The following is a 23,563-nucleotide window of genomic DNA, read 5'->3' as shown; positions in this document are numbered from 1 at the left end:
ATTCCTCCATCACCCAAAAAGGTTGCGTTTCCGCTAATAATATAGTCACCAACAGTATTAACAAAAAAACCCCCTGTAAACATGAAGAGGGTCTTTTCACTATTATCTATTGTACATAGTTTTTTCTTAAACTTCCATGATTTCTTTTTCTTTATCTTTCGTCACGTCATCAATTTTAGCGACATATTCATCTGTCAATTTTTGAACATCCTCTGTTGATGATCTTAATTCATCTTCAGTGATCTCACCATTTTTCTCGAGCTTTTTCAACTCATCGTTTGCATCACGACGAACATTACGAACAGCTACTTTTGCTTCTTCTGAATATTTTCTTACCACTTTCACAAGCTCTTTACGTCTTTCTTCTGTTAGTGCAGGAATCGCAATACGGATCACATTTCCGTCACTTGTTGGCGTGATGCCAAGATCAGACTTTTGGATCGATTTTTCGATATCACCGATAGCTGTTTTATCATAAGGTGTGATAATCAGCATACGTGCTTCTGGCACTGTGATTGACGCGATTTGGTTAAGTGGTGTTTGTGCACCGTAATAATCAACCGTCACTTTATCAAGCAATGAAGCATTTGCTCTGCCCGCACGAACAGTTGCAAGTTCACGTCCGTATGCTTGAACGGCTTTTTCCATTTTTTCTTTCGTTTGGTTCAATACTTCTTTTGACACGTTATTTCCCCCTCACAATCGTTCCAATTGATTCGCCATTTACGGCACGTTTAATATTTCCTTCTTCCATAATAGAGAATACGATTAATGGAATGTCATTGTCCATACATAATGAGGACGCAGTAGAATCCATTACTGCAAGCCCTTCTTTTAGCACATCAAGATATGAAAGCTTGTCATATTTTACTGCATCCGCATCTGTACGAGGATCAGCACTGTAGACACCGTCTACATTATTTTTCGCCATTAAAATGACATCTGCTTCAATTTCTGCTGCACGAAGTGCTGCCGTTGTATCTGTAGAGAAATAAGGGTTACCAGTACCTGCAGCAAAAATTACGACACGTTTCTTCTCAAGATGACGGATCGCTTTTCTTCTTATGTATGGTTCTGCAACCTGTCTCATTTCGATAGAGGTTTGTACCCTAGACTGAATGCCAAGCGTTTCTAGGCTGTCTTGTAGCGCGAGTGAATTCATCACTGTTGCCAGCATGCCCATGTAGTCTGCTGTTGCACGGTCCATTCCTAAGTCACTACCTGTCTTACCGCGCCAAAGGTTTCCTCCGCCTACAACAACTGCAACCTCAACATCTAGCTCTGCAATTTCTTTTACTTGCTTTGCAATTGAATGAATGACAGTTGGGTTAATTCCATTTCCAGCATCACCTGCTAGTGCTTCGCCACTTAGCTTCAGTACAATGCGATTATATTTCGGTTTGCTCATGATAACCTCCAAGTGTAAACTATACCGTCTCTTATTATGCGTAAGAAACTGCCTTTTGTAAATCAATATCCTCTAAAAAATAGGGAACACAGTGCTTGTGCTCCCTAAAAAAGCCCCAGAGAGCTTTTCAAACATTATTTTTTCACTTGGCTCATCACTTCTTCAGCAAAGTTGTCTTGACGCTTCTCGATGCCTTCGCCCACTTCATAGCGAACATAAGTTTGAACGCTTGCGTTTTTCGCAGCTACTACTTGTTTCACTTTTTCATCTGGGTTTTTAACGAAAGCTTGGTCAAGTAAGCAAATTTCTTCGAAGAATTTGTTTAGACGGCCTTCTACCATTTTAGCTACGATGTTTTCAGGTTTTCCTTCTTGAAGCGCTTGCTGCGTTAATACTTCGCGCTCACGGTTTGCTTCTTCTTCTGACACTTGGTCACGAGAAATGTATTTAGGGTTTACAGCAGCAACGTGCATTGCGATGTCTCTTGCAAGCTCTTCGTCAGTTGTTCCGTTAAGAACAGCTAACACACCGATGCGTCCGCCCATGTGTAAGTAAGAACCGAATGCTGCGTTATCTTCTTTCGTGATAACAGAGAAACGACGTAGAGTGATTTTCTCTCCGATTTTCGCAATCGCAGATGTGATATGCTCTTCAACTGTTGAACCGTTTTCCATTTTAGAAGCATGAGCTTCTTCAATTGTTGCAGGTTTAGCAGCAAGCAAATGATCAGCAAGTTCGTTAAGAAGTGATTGGAACCCTTCGTTTTTCGAAACGAAATCAGTCTCAGAGTTCACTTCTAGGATCACGCCTGTGTTGCCGTCAGTTTTGATAAGAGTTAATCCTTCTGCAGCAATACGGTCTGCTTTTTTCGCAGCTTTTGCAATTCCTTTTTCTCTTAGAAGATCGATTGCTTTGTCGATGTCACCATCAGTTTCTGTTAACGCTTTTTTACAGTCCATCATACCTGCACCAGTTTTTTGACGCAGTTCTTTAACTAATTGAGCAGTAATAGCCATTTTACATTTCCTCCTTCTATGTTAAAACACGGATTACTAGGTGAAAAAAAGGTGATAAAAGGCATTTCCCTCTTATCACCTTTTGAATAGGTTACGCAGTTGTTGTTTCAGTTTCTGTCGTTTCTTCTACAACAGCTTCTTCTTCGCCTTGTTTAGACTCAAGAATCGCATCTGCCATTTTAGCAGTTAGAAGTTTTACAGCACGGATTGCATCATCGTTTGCAGGGATCACAACATCAATTTCGTCTGGATCACAGTTTGTGTCAACGATACCGATGATTGGGATATTCAATTTACGAGCTTCTGCAACTGCAATACGCTCTTTACGAGGGTCGATAATGAAAAGTGCATCCGGAAGACCTTTCATGTCTTTGATTCCGCCTAGGAATTTTTCAAGACGTTCTAATTCTTTTTTCAGTTGAACGACTTCTTTCTTAGGAAGAACATCGAATGTACCGTTTTCTTGCATTTTTTCAATATCTTTTAAACGTTTGATACGTTTTTGGATTGTTTCAAAGTTTGTTAAAGTTCCACCAAGCCAGCGTTGGTTCACATAGAACATACCAGAACGGATTGCTTCTTCTTTCACTGAATCTTGTGCTTGCTTTTTCGTACCAACGAAAAGGATTTTTCCTCCGTCAGCAGCAAGGTTTTTCGTGAAGTTGTAAGCTTCCTCTACTTTTTTCACCGTTTTTTGAAGATCGATGATGTAGATACCGTTACGCTCTGTAAAGATGTAACGCTTCATTTTTGGGTTCCAGCGGCGCGTTTGGTGACCGAAGTGAACACCAGCTTCTAGCAATTGTTTCATAGAAATAACTGACATGTTGTTGCCTCCTAATATAATGGTTTTTTTTCCTCCGCTCAAGTCATGTTCACATAAAACTGCGCCACGGCAGCACCTTCATATGAATCATTAAGCGTGTGTATTTAACACCAAGAAATAATATAACACATGATGGACTGACAATCAAGAATCCTTTACAGCTTTCCGCTAAATTTTAATAAAAGCTCGATTTCTGTCTTGCCCGTTTTCAGTTCTTTCGCTATTTCTTCTAGCGAATGCCCTTGGTCATATAAGGTCTTCACTTGGTCCTCGAATGTTTCTTCTACTTCACTTTCAGAAGACGCAGAAGCGTCTGATTCAAGATGTGGAACGGGTTCGTTTACCTTCTCTTCCTGCACTTCGACTTCGCTAAGGAGAGCCGACAAGTGCTCTGGTACTGGATCTTCACTTTCTACCGATTGCTGGGATTCAATTGGTGTTTGTGGCTGCTTTGGTGTCTGAAAATCTGTTTTCAGCTCTTCAGCAGAAAAATCAGGGGAAGCGGCTGCCACTTTTGATAGTTTGTCATTCTCTTCTTTGACTTCCATCAAAAATGCAGCCAGGGTATTTTCCGTTTCTTCTAGAAGTTCTCGCTGCTTTTGTTCAGTTGCCTTCAGCGAATTCATTCTCGTATATAAAATGATCACAAAATAAATAAGTGCAGCATGAAGCATGAAGCTAATCAGCCATAACATATTTTTTCACTCACTAACTCTTTAAGATTGAATGGCTTTATCAAGCAGATGCTTAAGCTTGAACAATGCCTTTGAATGAATTTGCGAAATGCGTGAGGTCGATAAATTGAGCACGTGACCGATTTCCGTTAACGTCAGTTCCTCTTTATAGAAAAGACTGATCACGAGCTTTTCTTTTTCAGATAGCTCGGTCATTTTTTCAGCAAGCTGTTCTATTAATTCATCTTTCAGCATCTTCTCTTCAGGTGTCACAGTTTTCTCGTCGCGAATCATGACTTGGACGTTTTCACCGTCTTCTTGATCATGCAGCTTCTCGTCGATTGAAAGCAGATTTGCAAAGAAACCTTCATTCATTGTTGTGACAACATCCTGTTCACTCATGCCAAGTTCCTCTGCCACTTCTGTCGGCGTCACATTTCGTAAATAGCGTTGTTCAAGCTTTTCAATAGCCGCTTCTACTTTTTTTGTTTTTTCTCTTGATGTACGAGGCAGCCAGTCCTCTTTACGAAGACCGTCGATGATGGCCCCGCGGATTCTGAAGGATGCATATGTATCAAACTTCAGATCTCTTCCGGGGTCGAATTTTTCAAGGGCATCATATAAACCGAGCATCCCTAGACTGATCAAGTCTTCTTTATGCACTGACTTCGGGAGACCGATGGAAATTCTTCCAACATGATATGTGACGAGCGGCATATAGCGGCGCATAAGATCATCTCCAGCAGCTGGGTCCTTCCACTCTTTCCATCTAGCCCATAGCGCCTGATCTTCGTAATTTAAGGATTGCATCTTTCTCCCCCTATACTTCCTTAGTTATATCTTCATAGTGCCTTGCTTCACAGTGCGGATCTCAAGCTCTGTCGTAAGCGGATCAAATTCAATCGTACGGCCATTGTTCCCGCCCGTATCCTCACTAATGATCGGGATGCGATAAAGAGACAGATGTTCTTTAACAGCTGATACGTTTCTAGGTCCAATTCTCATCAGATCATTGGTTGACTTAAACTTAAACATTTCTGCGCCACCAGCAAGTTTTGCCTTTAGCGCATGTTTGCGCGCTCCTTCTTTAAGGAGCAGATCAATTGTATGCTTGACACCTGTATCTGCATATTTAGCCAAGTTCTCCACTGCCCCTTTTGCAAGGGATGAGTCTGGAAGCATGACATGGACAAGACCTGCCAGTTTTTTTTCTTGATCAAACAGAACAAGCCCTACACAAGAACCAAGTCCGGATGTCCGAATGCGGTCCGGTGTTTTCACAAGCTGAACATCCGCTATACCAACCTTTACAACTGCCGGAATCTGAACGTTCATTAAAGGTTACCTAATGCTTTGAATAGTTTTTCAAACGATTCAAAGTCTGGTAATAGAAACATATTCCCTTTCAGCTCTTGCTTATTTTGATCATCAAAAATTGATGTATCAATCACAATTGCCTGATCACCTAGAGGACTGAATTGCATTAACCCTTCGCTAATGACAGCCCCGAACATATCGAGCGTAACATCTGGAACACTTGGGTGAAGCTGCAATTTTGTTAAATCGGCAAGGGCTGATAAATAAGAGCCTGCTAAAATATTTCCCAGCTCGTGTAGTGCTGACGTCCCCATCACATGCTCGTGAATGGTATCAATATCAAATGCTGGATCTCGTACAAGCTCTCTTACAAATTGCTCAGCTTGCTCAAAGGGCATAATGAAAAAGATAGAGCCAGATAAATCTCCTTCCATTCGCAGGAAAATGCTTGCAACTGGGAGGTCTGCACCGCCAAAGAAATCCATTAATTCTTCAAACGAGAGAACCTTGACAAACGGAACAGCCATATCTATTTTGCGATCCAAAAGGCTGGCAAGAGCAGACGCGGCGTGGCCTGCTCCAATATTCCCAACCTCTCTTAATACATCCAGCTGTTCATCTTTTATTTCATTGAAAATGCTCATTTCACATCCTCCTTAATGAACAGGTGCATCTTGAACGCTCTTGTCGAGGACAGCACCAGGGTGAATGATATTAAATAGACGCTGATCATGCTTAATGATACCTGTTACCCATGATTGTCCTTCTTTTTCAGCTGACTCAGGAGAAGATTCTACTTCTTCTTGATGGACTGTAATGACATCATTCGCTTCATCAACAATCCAGCCGACTTCAATGTCACCAACTTGTACAATAATCATTCTTGTTTCATCTGTAATTTCGTTGTCACTTGATCCAAGTCTCACTCTAAGATCGATGACAGGCGTCACGACACCGCGCAGATTAATAACACCGCATATATAAGGGGCAACGCCAGGGACTCTTGTCGGCTGCTGCCATTTTTCAATGGACTTTACTTCTGATACTGAAATGGCGTATTCTTTTTTGTTTACGATAAACACAATCATCTTTTCGCCAGTTTTGATATCTGTACTCATTTCAGACCGCTCCTCTATTGTTTTTTACTTGATCAGTGCATTACAGTCAACGATGAGTGCAACTTGACCGTCGCCTAGGATTGTTGCGCCTGAGATCGCAAACACGTTTGGCAGGTAATCTCCTAGTGATTTCAATACAACCTCTTGCTGACCAATAAATGAATCGACCACAAATGCTGTCAGCTTATCTCCTTTACGAACAACGATGATGTGCAGTTCTTCCTCTAATTCATTCGCATTTGGTACGTGGAATTGTTTCTTCAAGTACACGACCGGTACGATAAATCCGCGGAAATCAATTACTTCGCGATCATGCGTTTGAAGGATGTCGCTTTTCTTAATGACAGCCGTTTCAATAATAGAAGAAATCGGAATCGCAAATGTTTCCTCTTCCAGTTTTACAAGAAGTACAGAAATAATCGATAATGTAAGCGGAAGCTGGATCGAGAATAGTGAGCCCTGTCCTTCTGTTGAGTTGATGCTTACAGATCCGCCTAGTGATTCCAGCTTGTTTTTCACGACGTCAAGACCTACACCGCGGCCTGAGATGTCAGATATCTCATCAGCTGTAGAGAATCCTGCTGCAAAGATCAATGAATCAATTTGATGATCTTCAATGGTTTCCGCTTCTCTTTCTGTAATAACCCCGCGCTCTAATGCTTTTTCAAGCACTTTCTTACGGTTAATTCCGCCGCCATCATCTTCTACTTCAATGAAGACGTGGTTTCCGCTATGATACGCCTTTAATAGAACGGTTCCTTTTTCTGGCTTGCCTTTTTTCACACGTTCTTCTGGCGATTCAATTCCGTGATCTAGACTGTTTCTAAGTAAGTGTAGGAGCGGATCTCCAATCTCGTCGATGACTGTTCGATCAAGCTCAGTATCAGCACCTTCAATGATCAGTTCAATTTTTTTATTGAGCTCTTTCGTCAATTGACGGATCATACGCGGGAACCTGTTAAACACCGTTTCTACAGGTACCATTCTCATGTTCAGGATGATCGATTGCAGATCGCCTGAAATACGTGTCATTCTTTCGACCGTATCAGTGAGTTCGTTATTTTCAAGCTCTTTGGCAATCTGTTCTAAACGGCCTCTGTCAATCACCAGTTCTTCAAATAGATTCATAAGAGAGTCTAGACGATCGATGTTGACACGAATCGTTTTTGTTCCTCCTGCAGCTGAACCGTTATTGCCATTTGCTTTTGGTGCATCGTTTGCTGGTGCTTTCGCAGCAGGCACGGAGACTTCTTCTTTTTTCTGTTCAGGTTTTGCTTCTTGTTTTTCAGCTGGAGTCGCTTCTTCAAATGCAGAAACTTCCGAAATCTCAACTTGTTCAACTTCTGAGATCGTCATCACGATTTTTTTCACTTCGTCCATCGGTTGTTTAGATAAATAAGAAATACTGAATTCAGATTCGAAATCTTCTGATTCTAAAAGTTCTGCATTTGGAACTGTTTTGACGACCTCGCCTGCTTCGTTCAGTCTTTCAAAGATCATATAGACACGAACGGCTTTTAATAGGCATGCGTCACTTAATGTTACATTGAGTTCATAGCATTTAAAGCCTTGTTCCCTCGCTTCATCAAGCACTGTTCGTTCAAATTCGTTATAGTCTAAGTCATTAGCAGCAGCCGCTGATACAGCCGCTGTTTCAACACTAGGAGCTGCCTCAGCATGGCTTCCTGTCACATCTAGCTTTTTACTAATCTCTGTGACATCGCGTTTCCCATCTCCGCCTTCTGCAATTGATTGAACCATTGCTTCAAGGTGATCAAGTGCTTCAAACATTGTGTCCATTGACTCAGGTGTGACAATCATTTGTTCATTTCGAATGGCATCAAACATGTTTTCTAAATGATGTGTTAGCTGAGCCATATCAGCGTAGCCCATCGTTGCACTCATGCCTTTCAATGTGTGAGCCGCTCTGAATATATCATTCACTAGCTGCAAGTCGGTTGGGTTCTTTTCTAAATCAAGAAGTTTTTCATTACAAGTTTGTAAGTGTTCTCTGCTTTCATCTAAAAAGATATCTAAGTATTGGTTTACATCCAACGTGTTCACGCCCTCTCTTTTTTCATGGAGCTTATAATTGCATGTGCGATGTCATCCACATGCCTTGTTTCATGTGCAAGGCCTGCTTTAATGACTGATTTAGGCATTCCGAAAACAACACATGATTCTTCTTTTTCTGCAATGACTTTTGTATGACCGCTTGCGACCATTTTTTTGACACCTTCTGTGCCGTCACTACCCATGCCTGTCATAATGACAGCAATTTTCTCGTAACCCTTTATATGACTGATGGATTCAAATAAATAGTTAACAGAAGGTTTGTGCCGGCTTTCCGTGTCCTCTGGAGATAGCCTGATGACTAAGGATGCCCCTTGTTCATGAAGTGACATATTCATTCCACCAGGCGCTATGTAAGCCACTCCATTTTTAGCGATGTCTCCATCTTGTGCTTCTTTAATCGAAATTTGAGATAAATGGTCTAACCTAGTAGCAAGTGATGCTGTAAATCCTGCCGGCATATGCTGCACAATCAAAATAGGTGCTTCTATGTCCTTAGGCAGCTTCGTGACAACTCGTTGAAGTGCCCTTGGCCCTCCCGTTGATGTTCCGATTGAAATAATCTTTCGGAGTGAGCCGCTTTTTACGGCTTGCGGGCGAGGTGCAGCCACTGGAATTGGCGGCTTCATCACCGGCTTTGGAGAAACCTGTACTTCAGTGCGTTTCCTTGACAGCCCTGCCGCAAGCACCCGCTCTACAATTTGGCCTCTTACTTTGTGTAAATCGAGCGAAATACTTCCTGAAGGCTTTGTCACAAAGTCAAAAGCACCAAGTTCTAAGCAATGGATGGTTAAATCTTTCCCTTGCTTTGTCTGGCTTGACACCATAATCACGGCAAGGTCGTGTTCAGCCAGAATTTGTTTTAATGCTTCTGTTCCATTTAAAACAGGCATTTCCACATCTAATGTGACGACATCTGGATTCAGTTCCTTGATCCGTTTTAAGGCATCTTCCCCATTTCGCGCCGTTCCGACGACTTCTATTTCTTGCTCGGCACTTAGGAAATCACTAATGAGCTTTCGCATAAAGGCCGAGTCATCTACTACAAGCACTCTAATCATGAGTCCACCTTCCTCCTTTTAAAAAAAGAGGACAACTTATCTATAAACGTATGCTGCTCTCTCTGTGCCTCTCTTATCTGCTGTTGATAAAGTGTTTCTGCCAGCATCTTGATCGTTTTACTCAGCCGTGAATGAGGCTGCTTCATATAAAATGGAATTTGTTCAGCCACCGCTTTTGGAACCGCAGGATCATCCGGCACAGCACCAGCAAATACTAGTTTTCTGTGTAAAAATGATGTGACCACTCCTGCTAACTTCCGGTAGGTTTCTGACCCTTCTGACGGGGTTTTACACCGGTTGACAATGATTTGCACAGATTGTTCGAACTGATGAATCGCTAAGTGTTTAATTGCGCTGTAGGCATCCATGATTGATGTTGGTTCTGGCGTTGTCACAACCACAACTTCTCCTGCTGATAAAACAAAAGGCAGTTGATCTTTAGACAAGCCAGCCCCCATATCAAAGAAGATACAATCAAAGTCGTGCATCATTCTTTCCATTTCCTCTAGAAAGAACGACCATTGATCTTTATCTAAAGAAAACAGCTGTTCAAGTCCGCTTCCACCAGAAATGTAATAAAGGTTGTTCGTTCCTTGGGTCATAGCTGCTTGGAAGGATTTCTTCCTGACAAGAACATCTAATATAGAGCTAGTCGAAGTTTTCCCTAGTAAAATATCAATATTGCCCATACCAAAATCAAGGTCGATGACTAACACTCGCTTCCCTGCATTTGCGATAGACAGTGCCATATTCAGCGTCAAATTCGATTTTCCAACCCCACCTTTACCGCTCATGACAGCAATGGTTTTTGCCTGTCCGCTTATACCAAGAGGAGCTGGTGCGATCGTTTGATTCTGCTGAACGAGCTTTCTTAAACCTTCTGCTTGGTCGGGCTTCATCATTGTAAGACCATCCTTGTTAATTCAAGAGGAGAGCCCTCAAGAATATCCTCAGGAACATTTTGACCATTTGTTAAAAAGCCAAGTCCAATTTGAGAGTCTGCAATGATTTGAAAGATGGTTCCCATCGTGTCTGTTTCATCTACCTTTGTAAAAATGAATTGATCGATTGGAACGTGTTCAAAGCGTTTAACCATGGCTTTCATGTCCTGATACTTCGAGGTCGCACTCATCACTAGGAAACTTTGAATGCTTTCATTAAATGGAATGATGTCTGTCAGCTCTTTGATATACGCTTCTTCTTTAAAGTTACGACCCGCTGTGTCTACGAAAATATGATCATACTCTTTAAACGTCTCTTGAGCTTTTACAAAATCCTCTCTCGAATAACAAACCTCAAGCGGTGCATTGAGCAGTTCCGCATATGTTTTCAGTTGTTCGATCGCTGCAATTCGGTACGTATCTGTTGTAATAAAAGCGATTTTCTTTTGCTTCTGAATGGCCGTTTTGGCAGCGAGCTTTGCAATCGTTGTTGTTTTACCAGCTCCAGTTGAACCAAACAGCACAATGTATTTTGAACGAATCATCGGCTCATCAGAGGTGTGAGCCGGCAGCATATCTGTCAGCTGTTGTTCAAGTTCTTTTTGAATTTGATCTTCCTTGACAGCACCCTTCGTTAAAAGACCTTTGAGGCATTCGTCTCGAATGACATCATCAAGACCTTGATCCTTCAGTTTTTGATCGATTGCCATGAGAGGATCAGGCAGAATACCAGCATGCCGCTCATTCCTCGCATATTCTAAAGGCTGAGCTTGAGAAGGTACTGGTTTCACTGCCTCAGGAGCAAGAGACGGCTCTTCAGGCCGGTGTTGAATCTGCTCCTTTTTCGGAAATACTGGAAGAGGAGGCGCAGGGTGTCCACCTTTACCCGCTCTTTCTTCAAAATCTTGATCCAGCACTGCAATCACTTCAACCATTTGCTGTTTCTTTAAACCGAACAGCTTTCGTTTCACAACGGTTTTGGAATTTAAAATGACGGCATCCTTTCCAAGCTGCTGCCTAATTTGAATCGTTGCCTCCTGCATTGAATTCGCTGTGATTTTTTTCATTTTCATTAGATATCCACCACTCCGATGCTCTGTACTTCCACATTTGCTTCTAGTTCGTTATAAGATAGTACCGGTAAATCCGGGAAATATCTTTCTAACAGCTGCTTGACGTACATTCTTATAGGAGGTGAGCACAATAGAACCGGCGTTTCCTGACGAAGCGAAAGCTGTTCAATTTCTCTCGCCACTGATTGAATCACACTTTCAGAGGATTCTGGATCTAACGATAAGTAGTTGCCATGCTCTGTCTGCTGTACGCTGTCAGCAATCACCTTTTCCACTCGGCCTGAGCATGTCACGACTTTGAGCGATTCATTTTCTCTCGCATATTGTGCAGTAATCTGTCTTGCCAGCGCCTGTCTGACATACTCTGTTAACAAATCTGTATCCGTCGTTAATTTTCCGTAGTCTGCAAGCGTCTCAAAAATGGTGACAAGATTTCGAATAGAAACCTTTTCTTTCAGCAGTTTTGCCAACACTTTTTGAATATCACCAACTGCTAGTGGGTTTGGCGTCACCTCATCCACTAAGACAGGATAACTTTCTTTTAGATGATCGATTAATTGCTTCGTTTCTTGGCGCCCGAGCAGTTCGTGTGTGTTTTGTCTAATTTTCTCTGTGATGTGAGTAGACACAACCGATGCAGGATCTACAACCGTATAGCCAAGCATCTCAGCCTGATCTTTTTCTGCTTCTGAGATCCATTTAGCCGGAAGACCAAAGGATGGCTCAATTGTTTCAATTCCTTCAATCGGATCATCATCAGGCGTTGGAGACATCGCTAAGTAATGATCAAGCAGCAGCTCCCCTTTTGCCACTTCGTTCCCTTTTATTTTAAGTCGATACTCATTTGGGTTCAGTGCAATATTGTCCCGGATCCGTACGACTGGAATGACAAGACCAAGTTCGAGGGCAAGCTGCCTTCGGATCATCACAATTCGGTCTAACAGGTCCCCGCCTTGATTTGCATCAGCGAGCGGGATGAGGCCGTAGCCAAATTCAAATTCAATGGCATCCATTTGCAGGAGATGAATAACGCTTTCTGGACTTTTCATCTCTTCTACCTCTGCCTGTTCCTCCAGTACCTCTTCAATTTCTTCTTGGTCTTGTTTGTTTTTCGACATCATGTATGCGCCAAGTGCAATTAAACCTGCGATCGGTCCTGTCAAAAGTATGCCGATTGGTGTAAACAGCCCAAGAAGGAAGATCGTGCCTGCTGTGACATAAAGCATAGCTGGGAATGCAAAGAGCTGACCTGTAATGTCTGATCCAAGGTTTCCGTTAGAAGCTGCTCTCGTAACAACAATCCCTGTCGCCGTTGAAATGAGGAGTGCCGGAATTTGAGAAACAATTCCGTCCCCTACTGTTAACAGGGTAAAGTGGGAAGCTGATTCTTGAATCGACATGCCTTGCTGAAGCATCCCAATAATAATTCCAAATATAATATTGATGATAACGATGATAATACCAGCGATGGCGTCCCCTTTAACGAACTTACTGGCACCGTCCATCGCTCCATAAAAGTCTGCTTCCCTCGCTACTTTTTCACGGCGGTTTCTTGCTTCACTTTCTGTCAGCATCCCTGCATTTAAATCAGCGTCAATACTCATTTGTTTACCTGGCATCGCATCAAGTGTAAATCTTGCCGCAACCTCTGATACACGCTCAGCCCCTTTAGTAATAACAATAAACTGAATGATGATCAGAATAAGGAAAACAACGAGACCAACGATGATATTTCCTCCAACAACAAATGAACCAAACGTTTCTACAACCTTTCCAGCATCTCCTGTTGAAAGAATAGAACGTGTTGTAGAGATGTTAAGCCCTAAACGAAACAGTGTTAAGAGCAAAAGCAATGATGGAAAAATTGAAAATTCCAGTGGTTCTTGCATGTTCATAGTGGTGAGAAGCACGATAAGCGCAAGAGAAATATTAATAATGATTAAAATACTTAATAGCATTGGCGGAAACGGTATGACCAGCATCGCCACAATTAAAATAACACTGAATATAACAGATAAATCTCTTGCTGACATGCCTGTTCTCTCCTTTTAAAACCAAAAATTCATAAAATCTTTTGTTTCGTTTTATAGACGTAAGCTAAAATTTCTGCGATCGCCTTAAAGTATTCCTCTGGGACCGCTTGGTCGATGTCGACCTGATCATATAGTGCCCGAGCGAGCGGCCGGTTTTCTACGGTCATGATATCGTGCTCTTTCGCAATCGTTCTAATTTTCAAGGCTAAAATATCTGTTCCCTTTGCCACAACAAAGGGCGCGTCCATCTTTTCTTCGTCATATTTCAAAGCAATTGCATAGTGGGTTGGGTTTGTAATGATGACGTCCGCTTTTGGGACTTCCTGCATCATCCGTCTCATGGCCATTTCCCGCTGGCGCTGTTTAATCTTAGATTTTATGAGCGGGTCACCCTCTGATTTTTTATACTCATCTTTGATGTCTTGTTTGGACATCCGTAAGTTTTTTTCATAATCAAATTTCTGATACATATAATCAAGCCCTGCTAAGATCATGAGAGCACCTGCTGCATATAGCCCCATAATCAAGGTCATATTTGCGACGAAATGAAGGGTTTCCTCTGCTGTTAATAAAGGAAGCCTCAGGATTTCGTCAAAGTGCATCCAAAGTGCAATAAATGTCGCAAAACCAATTAAACCAATTTTCAAAATGGATTTTAATAGCTCTACGAGGGCTCGAATACTGTATATGCGTTTAAACCCTTTAATAGGATCTAGCTTTTCTAATTTCGGTTTGATGATTTCTGTTGAAAAGAGAAAGCCAACTTGTAAATAGTTACTGATAACGCCTGCCAGCATACCAACACCAAGGATTGGCATGAGAAGGAGCCCTGTTTCATGAAGCAATTCCACAAATAGTTGATGAATATTAGATGTGCTAACCTTCATTAGCATCGTTGTTGAATAAAAACGTTCAATGAGCGCAATAATACGCTCTTTCATAAAAGGCCCAATAAAAAAGAATGATAAAAAGATTAATAGAAATGAGATGGCTGTATTGACGTCGGTACTTTTGGCAACCTGACCTTTTTTACGTGAATCTTGTCTCTTTTTCGGCGTTGCTTTTTCTGTTTTTTCACCTGCGAAAAATTGCAAGTCTAGTCTAAGTCTTGTCATCATGACGAACCACCGACCAATGCTAAGAAATTCCTCATGGTGAGTACAATCGTATCAAATGTATTTTGGACAACCCCGAAGATGACGCCCATACAGATGATGATCATAATAAAACTCACACCCATTTTAATAGGAAGTCCGACAACAAAAACGTTCATCTGCGGAACTGTTCGTGCCACAATGCCCAGTGCCAAATCGACCAAAAACAAGCTGGCAACGACCGGTGCTGAGATTTGAAAGGCAATGATGAACATTTGGTTGAAGCTCTTTGCAATAAAATAAGCAAAGGATTCACTGCCGAAATTCAGCGCGTACTGATCAACTGCAATATATTGAAAGCTGTAATAGATTCCATCAAGCAGCAGATGGTGTGCATTGGTTGCCAGCATCAATAGCAATGTGACCGTATAAAAAAACTGCCCCATCAGCGGCGTTTGCGCCCCTGTTTGCGGATCAATCACATTGGCGATCGCAAAGCCCATTTGAAAATCAATAAATGAGCCGGCAATTTGAACAGCGGACACCATGATATATGCAATCAAACCAAGCAGAAGTCCGACCATTGCTTCTTTCACCGCAAGCATCATATAAAGACCGTCTATGTCGAGTGCTGGCGGTTCCTTAATCGTGCTAAAACTAATCACGGCTAAAAACAGAGAGAATCCAACTCTGTGTACAGCTGGGATCGTTCTATGCGCTAAAAGCGGTACTGTCACAAAAAAAGCGGTGATCCGAATAAAAACTAATAGAAAAGCAGGGAATAATTCTATGATTGACATCGCTCGTTAACCTGCAAATCGATCTAAATTCGAGAACAGCTCTGTCGTAAAGGACACAATGGTTGACAGCATCCATGGACCAAACACAACAAGCCCGATAAGAACTGCAACAATTTTAGGAATGAACGCAAGCGTCTGTTCTTGAATTTGGGTTGTCGCCTGAAACACACTGACAATCAGTCCCACAATAAGAGCGAGCGCTAGAAGCGGCCCACTGACAAGCAATACCACATACACTGATCTTTCAGCCATCGTAATGACAAATTCTGAACTCATGTTTTAAGCACCTACTCTAAAAGCTTTGCAGCAAAGATTTAACAATCAAATACCATCCATCGACTAAAACAAATAACAATATTTTAAAAGGGAGCGATATCATAACCGGCGGAAGCATCATCATCCCCATTGACATCAGAACACTTGCGACCACCATGTCAATAATTAAAAAGGGAATAAAGATCATGAAACCAATTTGAAATGCCGTCTTTAATTCTGAAATCGCAAAAGCGGGTACCATCGCCGTTAACGGAATATCTTTTATCGATTCAGGTGTATCGATTTTTGCGTAACTAAGAAATAAAGCCAAATCCTTCTGTCTCGTATGTTTACTCATAAATTCTTTAATGGGCACTTCGGCTTTTTCATATGCCTGATTGAGCGTAATGTCATCATTTAAAAGCGGCGTGAGTGCCTCTTTATTAATCTCTGAGAACGTGGGTGCCATGATAAAAAATGTGAGAAACAATGCAAGCCCTACAAGCACTTGGTTTGGCGGCATTGAGTTGGTTGCAAGTGACGTTCTAACGAATGAAAGTACAATCACAATTCGTGTAAAACACGTCATTAAAATGAGAATGCCTGGTGCAACCGAAAATACGGTTAAAAGTAAAAGAAGACGGACAGACGTGCTAATATTCCCTGCACCGCTGGAATTAAATAAATCGATAAACTCATTCATTTTGTTTCGGGCCTTTCTTTCTGACTTCTGATTGGGTCTTTTTCAATTCGGCTAGCTGCGCCTTCAAATTGGCTGAAAAAGAAGAAGTGGTTGGCTGATCCTGTTTCTTTATCTGAGATGTGAATTTTTGAACGATTTTTGGTAAATCAGTTTTGCTTTCCATCGCTTCTTCATATTGTTTCACGATCGCTTCACATTCTTGTTCATCATCAATTTCTTTTAGCAGCTGGATTGAGTCCGCTACTCCGACAACTAATACTCGTTTACCCACTTTGATAAGCTGGACTGAACGGTTTTGGCCAACCGTCGTTCCGCCAATATTTTCAACATAGCGAAATGGTTTAAGTAAGCGGTTTTGCTTACCAACAAATCTCACCAATCCATATATGAGCAGGATGACAAAAAGTAAGGCACCAATCATTTTGACAAAATCCATAATGGAGACAGAAGAAGAGGGAACTTCTTCTGCCGGATTCGTTTGATTGTCAGTGGTTGTCTTTTCTGTATCCTTTTTGCTGCCTTTCTCTTCTTTGAGCCAGTCATTCACTGTGCCATTTTCAGGATCTTTCGTTTCAGCAAACAGTGAGGCAGGCTGTATCGTTAAGAAAAGCATAAAACTGATCATTGCTATACATATCAAACGTTTTTTCAACAAGTCTTACACCCTTTTTTAGCCTAACGTTTTATTAATTGCTTCAAGTACACGGTCTGCCTGGAACGGCTTCACGATAAAGTCTTTTGCACCTGCTTGGATCGCGTCAATAACCATTGACTGCTGCCCCATTGCAGAACACATGATGATTTTTGCAGAAGCATCGATTTGTTTAATTTCTTTTAATGCTGTGATCCCGTCCATTTCTGGCATTGTGATATCCATTGTGACAAGATCAGGAGATGTTTCTTTAAATTTTTCAACTGCTTGAGCGCCGTTTTCTGCTTCTCCTACTACATCAAATCCGTTTTTTACAAGAATATCCTTTATCATCATTCTCATGAATGCTGCATCATCTACGATTAATACCTTAGTAGCCATTTACTTATTCTCTCCCTGTATGTTTGTTTATTTTAAATTAGAAAGTCTTTCTGACTGACTTAAAATATCAGTCACACGAACACCAAAGTTCTCATCAATGACAACGACTTCCCCTTTGGCGACGATTCGTTTGTTCACTAGAATGTCTACTGGCTCACCAGCAAGTTTGTCCAGTTCAATGATACTTCCTGCTGAAAGCTCAAGGACTTCTTTGACACTTCGCTGAGTTCTTCCAAGTTCCACCGTAATGGAAAGCGGAATGTCCATCAGCATATCAAGATTTCCAAGCTGGCTTGTTGTATGCTGAGGCTCACTGAACGCTTCAAATTCAACTGGTGCCACATTTACAGGTGCTGCCGGCTTTGGCTTCGCCTGTCTTTTCGGCGGAGCAGCTTGCTGCGCTGGTGCAGACTGCGTTTGAGGTGCTGCCGGCTGAGGTTCAGGTGTGCTCACTTGCGTGTCTTGAACCGGCTCTTCCTCCTGCGCTGGGTCTGTTAATTCTGCGATTAAATCTTTCGCAAATGTAATAGGATAAAGCTGCATAATATTTGAATCAATGAGCTCTCCTATTTTTAATCTGAAGGACACTTTGACAAGCATTTCTTCAGCTGGGATCCGGTCTGTTCCTTCTCCTTCTTTCACATCAAGTAATTCGACGCGAGGCGGAGAAATATCAATCTTTTTATTAAAGACCGTCGACATGGATGTCGCAGCAGAACCCATCATTTGGTTCATCGCTTCTTGCACTGCACTTAAGTGAATCTCGCTTAAAGAAGGGTCAGCATTTGTCCCGTCTCCGCCCATCATTAAGTCCGCAATGACTGCTGCATCTGTTTGCTGGACGACAAGCAGGTTACTTGCGCTGAAGCCTTCCGTATAATTCACTTCAATCGCGACATACGGATGAGGAAATTCCTCATTCAGCATACTTTTTTGAATCACTGTAACAGTTGGAGTGGTAATCTCCACTTTTTGATTTAATAGGGTTGAAAGTGCTGTAGCAGAACTGCCGAATGAAATATTTCCGATTTCTCCAATGGCATCTTGCTCCATTGCAGAAAGGATTGTTTCAGGCTCTATATCGTCATTGCTGCCTCCTTTAAGGAGCGCATCGATTTCGTCTTGTGATAATTTACTTCCGTTATTCTCCATCTTCTTCACCTCTTATGTCGTGATCTAGAATTTGAATCGCCTGTTTCCGATTCACGCGGCCGGCCTGTCCCAAGAATTTCGGTTTATTTCCGACCATAACAGTAAGAGGCGCATTTACTGGTTTGTCCAAGGCAATACAATCACCAATTTCCAAATTCAAAAACTCTTCCACCGTCATTTCCGATTCCCCTAGCTCTGCGACTACCGGTATCTTTGCCGTCATAATCCGTTTTTCAATAGCCTTTGTTTCTTGTTGTTTTGGTTCATTTCGTTCAGACTGCATCCAGTAGTGTACAGACAGCTTTGGAATAATAGGCTCTAATACAACATGAGGAATACATAGGTTAATAACCCCGCTTACCTCACCAATTTGTGTATTAAGAGAAATGACGACAACTGTTTCGTTTGGTGACACCATTTGAACAAACTGGGGATTTACCTCGAAATCTGCCATTTCAGGCTCGATGTCGGTTATGGACTGCCACGCTTCTCTGTAATTTTCCAAAGCTCCCTCAAACATGTTTGAGATAATCTTTGTTTCGATTTCTGTAAGTGATTCTGTCTTATTATGACTAATGCCTATCCCGCCCATCAGCCTGTCCATCATGGCATAGCCGATTGTTGGGTTCACTTCAAGCATAATTCTTCCTTCAAGCGGGCTGACATAAAATAAGTTTAATAATGTCATATTAGGAATCGAACGAATAAATTCTTCGTATGGTACTTGGTCAACCGAGCTGACAGTAATTTGAATATATGATCTTAGCTGAGCTGAAAAGTGTGTGGTGAGCAGTCTAGCGAAGTTATCGTGAATCCTTGTTAAACTTCGAATCTGGTCTTTCGAAAAGCGAAGTGCACGTTTAAAATCATACACCTTTACTTTTTTCGTCGTTTCTTCTTTTTTCAGCTCTTCTGCATCCATTTCGCCTGTAGATATGGCGGATAATAATGCATCGATCTCATTCTGGGAAAGCACTTCTCCTGACATTTCTTCACCTCCATCGTGTCAATTAATCGCCTCTATTGCAGATTAAAGGAGGTTATATATACTTCTTTCACCTTGCCATCTTGCAAATAGTTATTCACTTTGTTTTTAACTAGTGTTTTAAAATGTTCTCTGCCTTTTTTGCCATCAAGTTCATCTGCATTTGTGTCTGATAAAATGTCAATTACGGCGTCTTTCACTTGAAAACTTCTTTTCTCGAGCTCTTCTTTTGCTTTTTCAGAGTCTGTTTCAATATTCAATACAAGTTTGACCGCATTTCCTTCAGACTTTAAATTGGTAATAATCTCAGGAATTTCAACAGAAGCTTTTACGACTTCATCTGCTGTTGGCTCTTTTTCAGCTTTTGCTTCTTCTGAACCATTCAACAGAAAAATGATGCCTGCTCCTATTCCGCCGATGGCAATAATCATGATTAGCATTACTACGACTAATTTCTTCTTCATTCAAATTCCTCTATTCCTTGATTCAATGAAATGACTTGGATTTTTCTGTAGAAAGAAATGATTTTCTCTTGAAGCTGCTCTTCATTTTCTTTCACAACGAATTTCTTTCCATTGGCTAATGTAATGGTCGTGTCTGGAAAGCTTTCGATTTGCTCGATATGGAGAGCGTTCAGCATAAATCCTTTGCCATTCAATCTTGTCACTTCAATCATATTAAGCAGAGAAGCGATCATCCGCTCCCCCTACCTCCTATCGTTTCAGATTCACAAGCTCTTGCAGGATTTCATCAGATGTTGTGATCGTCTTTGCGTTCGATTGGAATCCACGCTGCGCGATAATCATTTCAGTAAACTCGTCTGTTAAATCAACGTTTGACATTTCAAGTTTACCCGTTTGTATGACGCCCGTTCCTTGTTCACCAGGAACAATAGGATTACTTGGTGCACCTGAGCTTAACGTTTGGCGGTAAAGGTTGTCACCAACTTTGTCTAGCCCTCCTGCGTTACGGAAAGATACCAGTGATACTTGACCAACGGTTCTTGATACATTGTTTTCAACAACCGAAATCGTTCCATCTGGACCAACATTTACACTTGAAACGCCCTTTGGAATCGTTATTTTTTGCCCATTCATTCCAAGAAGGTAGTTTCCATCAGGAGTTACTAGATCCCCTTCAGAATCAGGTTTGAAGTTCCCTGCTCTCATATATAGGGTCTCTCCTTGCTGTTGTATCTGGAAAAATCCATCTCCATTGATATAGAAGTCCCATGGATCATCTGTATTTTGAGAAGCCCCCGATGACATGACTTTATCAATAGAAGATAAAGATGATCCTAAACCAACTTGTTTCGAGTTGATTGAACCAGAGTTGTTCGTCGGTCCACCAGAACTTGCAAGGGTTTGACTGACCATATCTTTAAAAGTGATACGGCTTTTTTTGTATCCGTGTGTATTGACGTTGGCCACGTTGTTGGCTACAACATCTAATTTTGTTTGGAAGTTTTTCATTCCACTAATTCCTGAGTAAAGTGAGCGTAACATTTATTTTCCTCCTCGAATTACTTCGTTTTTTCTCCAACTGCTGTAACGTCCCAAGGGCTGATTTTCGTTCCATCTTCTAAATACAGGAAGTATTCATTGTTTATGTTTTTAACAGACTTCACAGTGCCTGATATCTCTTTATCATCCAGTTTGCCCGATACTTCTTTACCGATCCAGCCTACATACGTCGTAAACGGATCTTGGTGTGCAACAAATGTAGACATGAGCTGATTCAGCTTGGTGATCGAATCGTTCATATTGGTTTGCTGTTCTAAAGATGAAAATGTTGCAAGCTGTGTGACAAACTCACGGTCATCTAGTGGGTTTGTCGGATCTTGGTTTTGAAGCTGCGTGAGCAAAATTTTCAAGAATTGATCTTTGCCGAGCGTATCTGTTTTCTTTTCTGCTTTTGAAGAAGTGTCTGTTTGTGCGACTGTTCTATTCGTAGCATCAACTGTTGCCATTAGATTTCCTCCTCTTCTTCATCTGACCCAACAAGAGCATCCAGTACATCTTGGAATTCTGCTTCCTGTTCATCAGGCTTTTGGAAATTCTGCCCTTTTGACTGTTGCTGCTTGTTTTCTTCGTTAAATTGTCCAAATAACGGCTGCTCATTTGATTGAAGCGGTATATGGAAACGGTCCACTTGAACCGACATATTCGGAAGCGCCTGCTTGAGCTGCGGAAGGTGATGCTCTAGCAGTTCTTTTGCTGCCTGTGTCGAAGCTGTAATTTTACTCGCATACATACCATTTTGCTTCGTCAGCTGAATCGTGATAAATCCGAGATTTTCTGGATTTAACCGAACTGTAAAGCGCCCACTTGAGTTGCCAAATGGCGTGAATTTCATTTGCTTCCACGTATTTAGAATTTGCTGATCAACCGTTCCCGGCTTTTCATCAGTTGTTTGTGCCTGCTGAACAGGAGCTGCTGATTGCAGTTGAAAAAACTGCTTATGACCTGGCAACAGCGTATGAGTGACAGTTTTTTCAGAAGCAGGTGCAGAAGTGCTTTGTCCTTTGACAACTTCCTTTTTGATGAGCCATTCAAGAGAGTTAGCCCCTTTTGCAGGAGTAGCAAGAGTAGATTCTTGTCTTGGAGAGACCAATTCTTTTAACTCTCCTAAAGCAATCTTCAACTCTTTGTCTGACCCTTTTGCATTTGCCATCATATGGTCGATTAACTGATTAAAGTGTTTCAGCTCACTTTGAGACATCGAATTCAGCTTTGGTGCTGAACCCTGCGAGAAAAACTGCTCTTTTACTTGCTGAATCAGTTTCTCATCTACTCCATTTTTTGAAAGAAAGTGAATGAAGTCTTGACCCTTTGCTTCAATATCTTGCACTAGCTTTGCATCAAAGCTGATCGGCTGTTGATTGAGTAGTTGATATATGAAAAAGTGGACTTGTATGAGCTGCTCACTATGTTCAGAAGCTGACTTATCCGTTTGATCACCGTAAATGGATGATTCCATTTTTTGAAATAGCTCTTCTAGTGACTTGAGATCAGACGAATCAAGCGTTTGACCTTGAAGTGTTTGAAGCGCGCTAAGAAGGTCTCCGTTGATGCCTTCTTCAGGCGATTGCATCCATTTTTCAATGATTTGCATCGCATCATTGATGGAAAGAGTGGCACCCGCTGTCTCAGCATTCACAAGGCCGCTTTGTGCGCCTGCCCCGCTAAGTAATTGTTTAAACAACCCGCTTGCAGATGCCGCGCCGCTCCCCTTTGGTCCCGAGAGACCTTGAGACGATTGCTGTAAGGCTCCAATATCCAATAGCTTCACTTATTGTCCACCCCCATTTTCACTTTCTTTTTTAGAAAGCTCTTTCGTAAACGTAGCTGCCTTCTGAGGTGTTAGTTTTGCTAATATGTCTGTTAGTTTATTTTTGCTTAGCTCTTCGAGGATCTTCAATGCCTCTTTATCACTTAATTCTGATAAAATTTTGGCGGATTTCCCTGCGTCCATGCTTTCATAGATACTGGCAATCTTCCCTTTCGGTTTCTGGTTAGAGGCTGCTGCCCCATCAGAAGTTGTCCCTGATGCATTATTACCTGATGTATCGCTTGATGAGCTGCTATTTGATGAACTGTCATCCGCTGAATTATCATTCGCATCATTTTCAGATGTTTTTTCAAGTGAACTGATTTTTTGATTCAGTCTTTTAATCTCTTCATCACTTGTTTTTAAGTCTTTTTGTGCAATTTCAAGTTCATTCTTTTGCTCTTTAATGGTCTTTTTCAGTTCCTTCAATTCTGCATCGCTTTGATTATTATGTGAAGATGACGTTTTTGAGGTGTCATCTGAACCAACCAAACTACTGACGCCCGGAATGTTTTGGAGCGGTTTCTTTAGATCAAAACCTGCCATATAAAGGATTGTGCCAGTCACTAACACAAGCACAATCAATGGGATGATGACAATAAACAAGATCCATTGAAATTTACCGCCGCTTGATTCTTTCGTTTTTTCCTTCTTAGGCATTCATCTCGACT

The 23,563-nt window shown here is 41.6% G+C and carries 28 protein-coding genes; all 28 read right to left on the bottom strand.

Annotated features, from left to right (window positions below):
* Positions 1-126: 126 nt before the first annotated feature.
* The gene (frr, locus tag MKZ05_RS08145; protein ID WP_003212469.1) at positions 127-684 is read right to left on the bottom strand and encodes a ribosome recycling factor; all 558 of its coding nucleotides are present in this window, start codon (positions 682-684) and stop codon (positions 127-129) included.
* 1 nt (position 685) lies between these two features.
* Positions 686-1,408, bottom strand: a complete 723-nt coding sequence (pyrH, locus tag MKZ05_RS08140; protein WP_003210919.1) for a UMP kinase — start codon at positions 1,406-1,408, stop codon at positions 686-688.
* Positions 1,409-1,542: 134 nt separating this feature from the next.
* The gene (gene tsf, locus MKZ05_RS08135) at positions 1,543-2,424 is read right to left on the bottom strand and encodes a translation elongation factor Ts (RefSeq protein ID WP_003211584.1); all 882 of its coding nucleotides are present in this window, start codon (positions 2,422-2,424) and stop codon (positions 1,543-1,545) included.
* Positions 2,425-2,515: 91 nt separating this feature from the next.
* Entirely contained in the window at positions 2,516-3,250 is a 735-nt protein-coding gene (gene rpsB, locus MKZ05_RS08130; RefSeq protein ID WP_003212093.1) for a 30S ribosomal protein S2, read from the bottom strand.
* 155 nt (positions 3,251-3,405) lie between these two features.
* On the bottom strand, positions 3,406-3,945 hold the full coding sequence (locus MKZ05_RS08125) for a Swarming motility protein SwrB (RefSeq protein ID WP_106028950.1): 540 nt from the start codon (positions 3,943-3,945) through the stop codon (positions 3,406-3,408).
* A 21-nt stretch (positions 3,946-3,966) separates the two neighbouring features.
* Entirely contained in the window at positions 3,967-4,734 is a 768-nt protein-coding gene (locus MKZ05_RS08120; protein WP_012009976.1) for a FliA/WhiG family RNA polymerase sigma factor, read from the bottom strand.
* A gap of 24 nt (positions 4,735-4,758) precedes the next feature.
* Complete coding sequence (locus MKZ05_RS08115; RefSeq protein WP_034662325.1) at positions 4,759-5,259, bottom strand: chemotaxis protein CheD; 501 nt, start codon at positions 5,257-5,259, stop codon at positions 4,759-4,761.
* On the bottom strand, positions 5,259-5,885 hold the full coding sequence (locus tag MKZ05_RS08110; protein ID WP_003211405.1) for a chemotaxis protein CheC: 627 nt from the start codon (positions 5,883-5,885) through the stop codon (positions 5,259-5,261). The genes MKZ05_RS08115 and MKZ05_RS08110 overlap by 1 nt, the downstream gene beginning before the upstream one ends.
* Positions 5,886-5,897: 12 nt before the next feature.
* Positions 5,898-6,359 carry a chemotaxis protein CheW gene (locus tag MKZ05_RS08105; RefSeq protein WP_003211606.1) on the bottom strand — a complete coding sequence of 154 codons (462 nt, stop codon included), beginning with the start codon at positions 6,357-6,359 and terminating at the stop codon, positions 5,898-5,900.
* A gap of 24 nt (positions 6,360-6,383) precedes the next feature.
* A complete protein-coding gene (locus MKZ05_RS08100; protein ID WP_212045863.1) occupies positions 6,384-8,414 on the bottom strand; it encodes a chemotaxis protein CheA in 2,031 nt (676 codons plus the stop codon).
* Positions 8,415-8,419: 5 nt separating this feature from the next.
* Positions 8,420-9,493, bottom strand: coding sequence for a chemotaxis response regulator protein-glutamate methylesterase (locus MKZ05_RS08095; RefSeq protein ID WP_212045862.1), 1,074 nt, complete (start codon positions 9,491-9,493; stop codon positions 8,420-8,422).
* Entirely contained in the window at positions 9,490-10,395 is a 906-nt protein-coding gene (locus MKZ05_RS08090) for a MinD/ParA family protein (protein ID WP_106028951.1), read from the bottom strand. Before MKZ05_RS08090 ends, MKZ05_RS08095 begins: the two co-directional genes overlap by 4 nt.
* The gene (flhF, locus tag MKZ05_RS08085) at positions 10,392-11,507 is read right to left on the bottom strand and encodes a flagellar biosynthesis protein FlhF (protein WP_106032949.1); all 1,116 of its coding nucleotides are present in this window, start codon (positions 11,505-11,507) and stop codon (positions 10,392-10,394) included. The genes MKZ05_RS08090 and flhF overlap by 4 nt, the downstream gene beginning before the upstream one ends.
* Positions 11,507-13,540: a flagellar biosynthesis protein FlhA gene (gene flhA, locus MKZ05_RS08080; protein ID WP_003212241.1), complete on the bottom strand. Its 2,034-nt coding sequence runs from the start codon at positions 13,538-13,540 to the stop codon at positions 11,507-11,509. Before flhA ends, flhF begins: the two co-directional genes overlap by 1 nt.
* 29 nt (positions 13,541-13,569) lie before the next feature.
* Entirely contained in the window at positions 13,570-14,658 is a 1,089-nt protein-coding gene (gene flhB / locus MKZ05_RS08075; RefSeq protein ID WP_284906491.1) for a flagellar biosynthesis protein FlhB, read from the bottom strand.
* Positions 14,655-15,434, bottom strand: coding sequence for a flagellar biosynthetic protein FliR (fliR, locus tag MKZ05_RS08070; protein ID WP_012009967.1), 780 nt, complete (start codon positions 15,432-15,434; stop codon positions 14,655-14,657). Before fliR ends, flhB begins: the two co-directional genes overlap by 4 nt.
* Positions 15,435-15,440: 6 nt before the next feature.
* The gene (fliQ, locus tag MKZ05_RS08065) at positions 15,441-15,710 is read right to left on the bottom strand and encodes a flagellar biosynthesis protein FliQ (protein ID WP_003211206.1); all 270 of its coding nucleotides are present in this window, start codon (positions 15,708-15,710) and stop codon (positions 15,441-15,443) included.
* Between the two features lie 16 nt (positions 15,711-15,726).
* The gene (fliP, locus tag MKZ05_RS08060) at positions 15,727-16,392 is read right to left on the bottom strand and encodes a flagellar type III secretion system pore protein FliP (protein WP_003211147.1); all 666 of its coding nucleotides are present in this window, start codon (positions 16,390-16,392) and stop codon (positions 15,727-15,729) included.
* The gene (gene fliZ / locus MKZ05_RS08055) at positions 16,385-17,044 is read right to left on the bottom strand and encodes a flagella biosynthesis regulatory protein FliZ (protein WP_034619906.1); all 660 of its coding nucleotides are present in this window, start codon (positions 17,042-17,044) and stop codon (positions 16,385-16,387) included. Before fliZ ends, fliP begins: the two co-directional genes overlap by 8 nt.
* A gap of 18 nt (positions 17,045-17,062) precedes the next feature.
* Complete coding sequence (locus MKZ05_RS08050) at positions 17,063-17,425, bottom strand: response regulator (protein ID WP_003212360.1); 363 nt, start codon at positions 17,423-17,425, stop codon at positions 17,063-17,065.
* Positions 17,426-17,452: 27 nt separating this feature from the next.
* Positions 17,453-18,577 carry a flagellar motor switch phosphatase FliY gene (gene fliY / locus MKZ05_RS08045; RefSeq protein WP_339162115.1) on the bottom strand — a complete coding sequence of 375 codons (1,125 nt, stop codon included), beginning with the start codon at positions 18,575-18,577 and terminating at the stop codon, positions 17,453-17,455.
* Positions 18,567-19,565 (bottom strand): flagellar motor switch protein FliM, encoded by a 999-nt coding sequence (gene fliM, locus MKZ05_RS08040; RefSeq protein WP_003212239.1) that lies wholly within the window; start codon positions 19,563-19,565, stop codon positions 18,567-18,569. Before fliM ends, fliY begins: the two co-directional genes overlap by 11 nt.
* A gap of 32 nt (positions 19,566-19,597) precedes the next feature.
* Positions 19,598-20,026 carry a flagellar basal body-associated protein FliL gene (gene fliL, locus MKZ05_RS08035; protein WP_003212424.1) on the bottom strand — a complete coding sequence of 143 codons (429 nt, stop codon included), beginning with the start codon at positions 20,024-20,026 and terminating at the stop codon, positions 19,598-19,600.
* Positions 20,023-20,238 (bottom strand): flagellar FlbD family protein, encoded by a 216-nt coding sequence (locus MKZ05_RS08030; RefSeq protein WP_034620035.1) that lies wholly within the window; start codon positions 20,236-20,238, stop codon positions 20,023-20,025. The genes fliL and MKZ05_RS08030 overlap by 4 nt, the downstream gene beginning before the upstream one ends.
* Positions 20,239-20,275: 37 nt before the next feature.
* Complete coding sequence (gene flgG, locus MKZ05_RS08025; protein ID WP_137054632.1) at positions 20,276-21,067, bottom strand: flagellar basal body rod protein FlgG; 792 nt, start codon at positions 21,065-21,067, stop codon at positions 20,276-20,278.
* A gap of 17 nt (positions 21,068-21,084) precedes the next feature.
* Positions 21,085-21,531, bottom strand: a complete 447-nt coding sequence (gene flgD / locus MKZ05_RS08020; RefSeq protein WP_044141919.1) for a flagellar hook assembly protein FlgD — start codon at positions 21,529-21,531, stop codon at positions 21,085-21,087.
* Entirely contained in the window at positions 21,531-22,853 is a 1,323-nt protein-coding gene (locus MKZ05_RS08015) for a flagellar hook-length control protein FliK (protein ID WP_327840674.1), read from the bottom strand. Before MKZ05_RS08015 ends, flgD begins: the two co-directional genes overlap by 1 nt.
* Entirely contained in the window at positions 22,854-23,552 is a 699-nt protein-coding gene (locus MKZ05_RS08010) for a MotE family protein (protein ID WP_251191271.1), read from the bottom strand.
* Positions 23,553-23,563: the final 11 nt, after the last annotated feature.

Source organism: Bacillus sp. FSL M8-0277 (genome assembly GCF_037975305.1).
Lineage (GTDB): Bacteria > Bacillota > Bacilli > Bacillales > Bacillaceae > Bacillus > Bacillus pumilus.
This window is presented reverse-complemented; position numbering and strand designations above follow the sequence as displayed.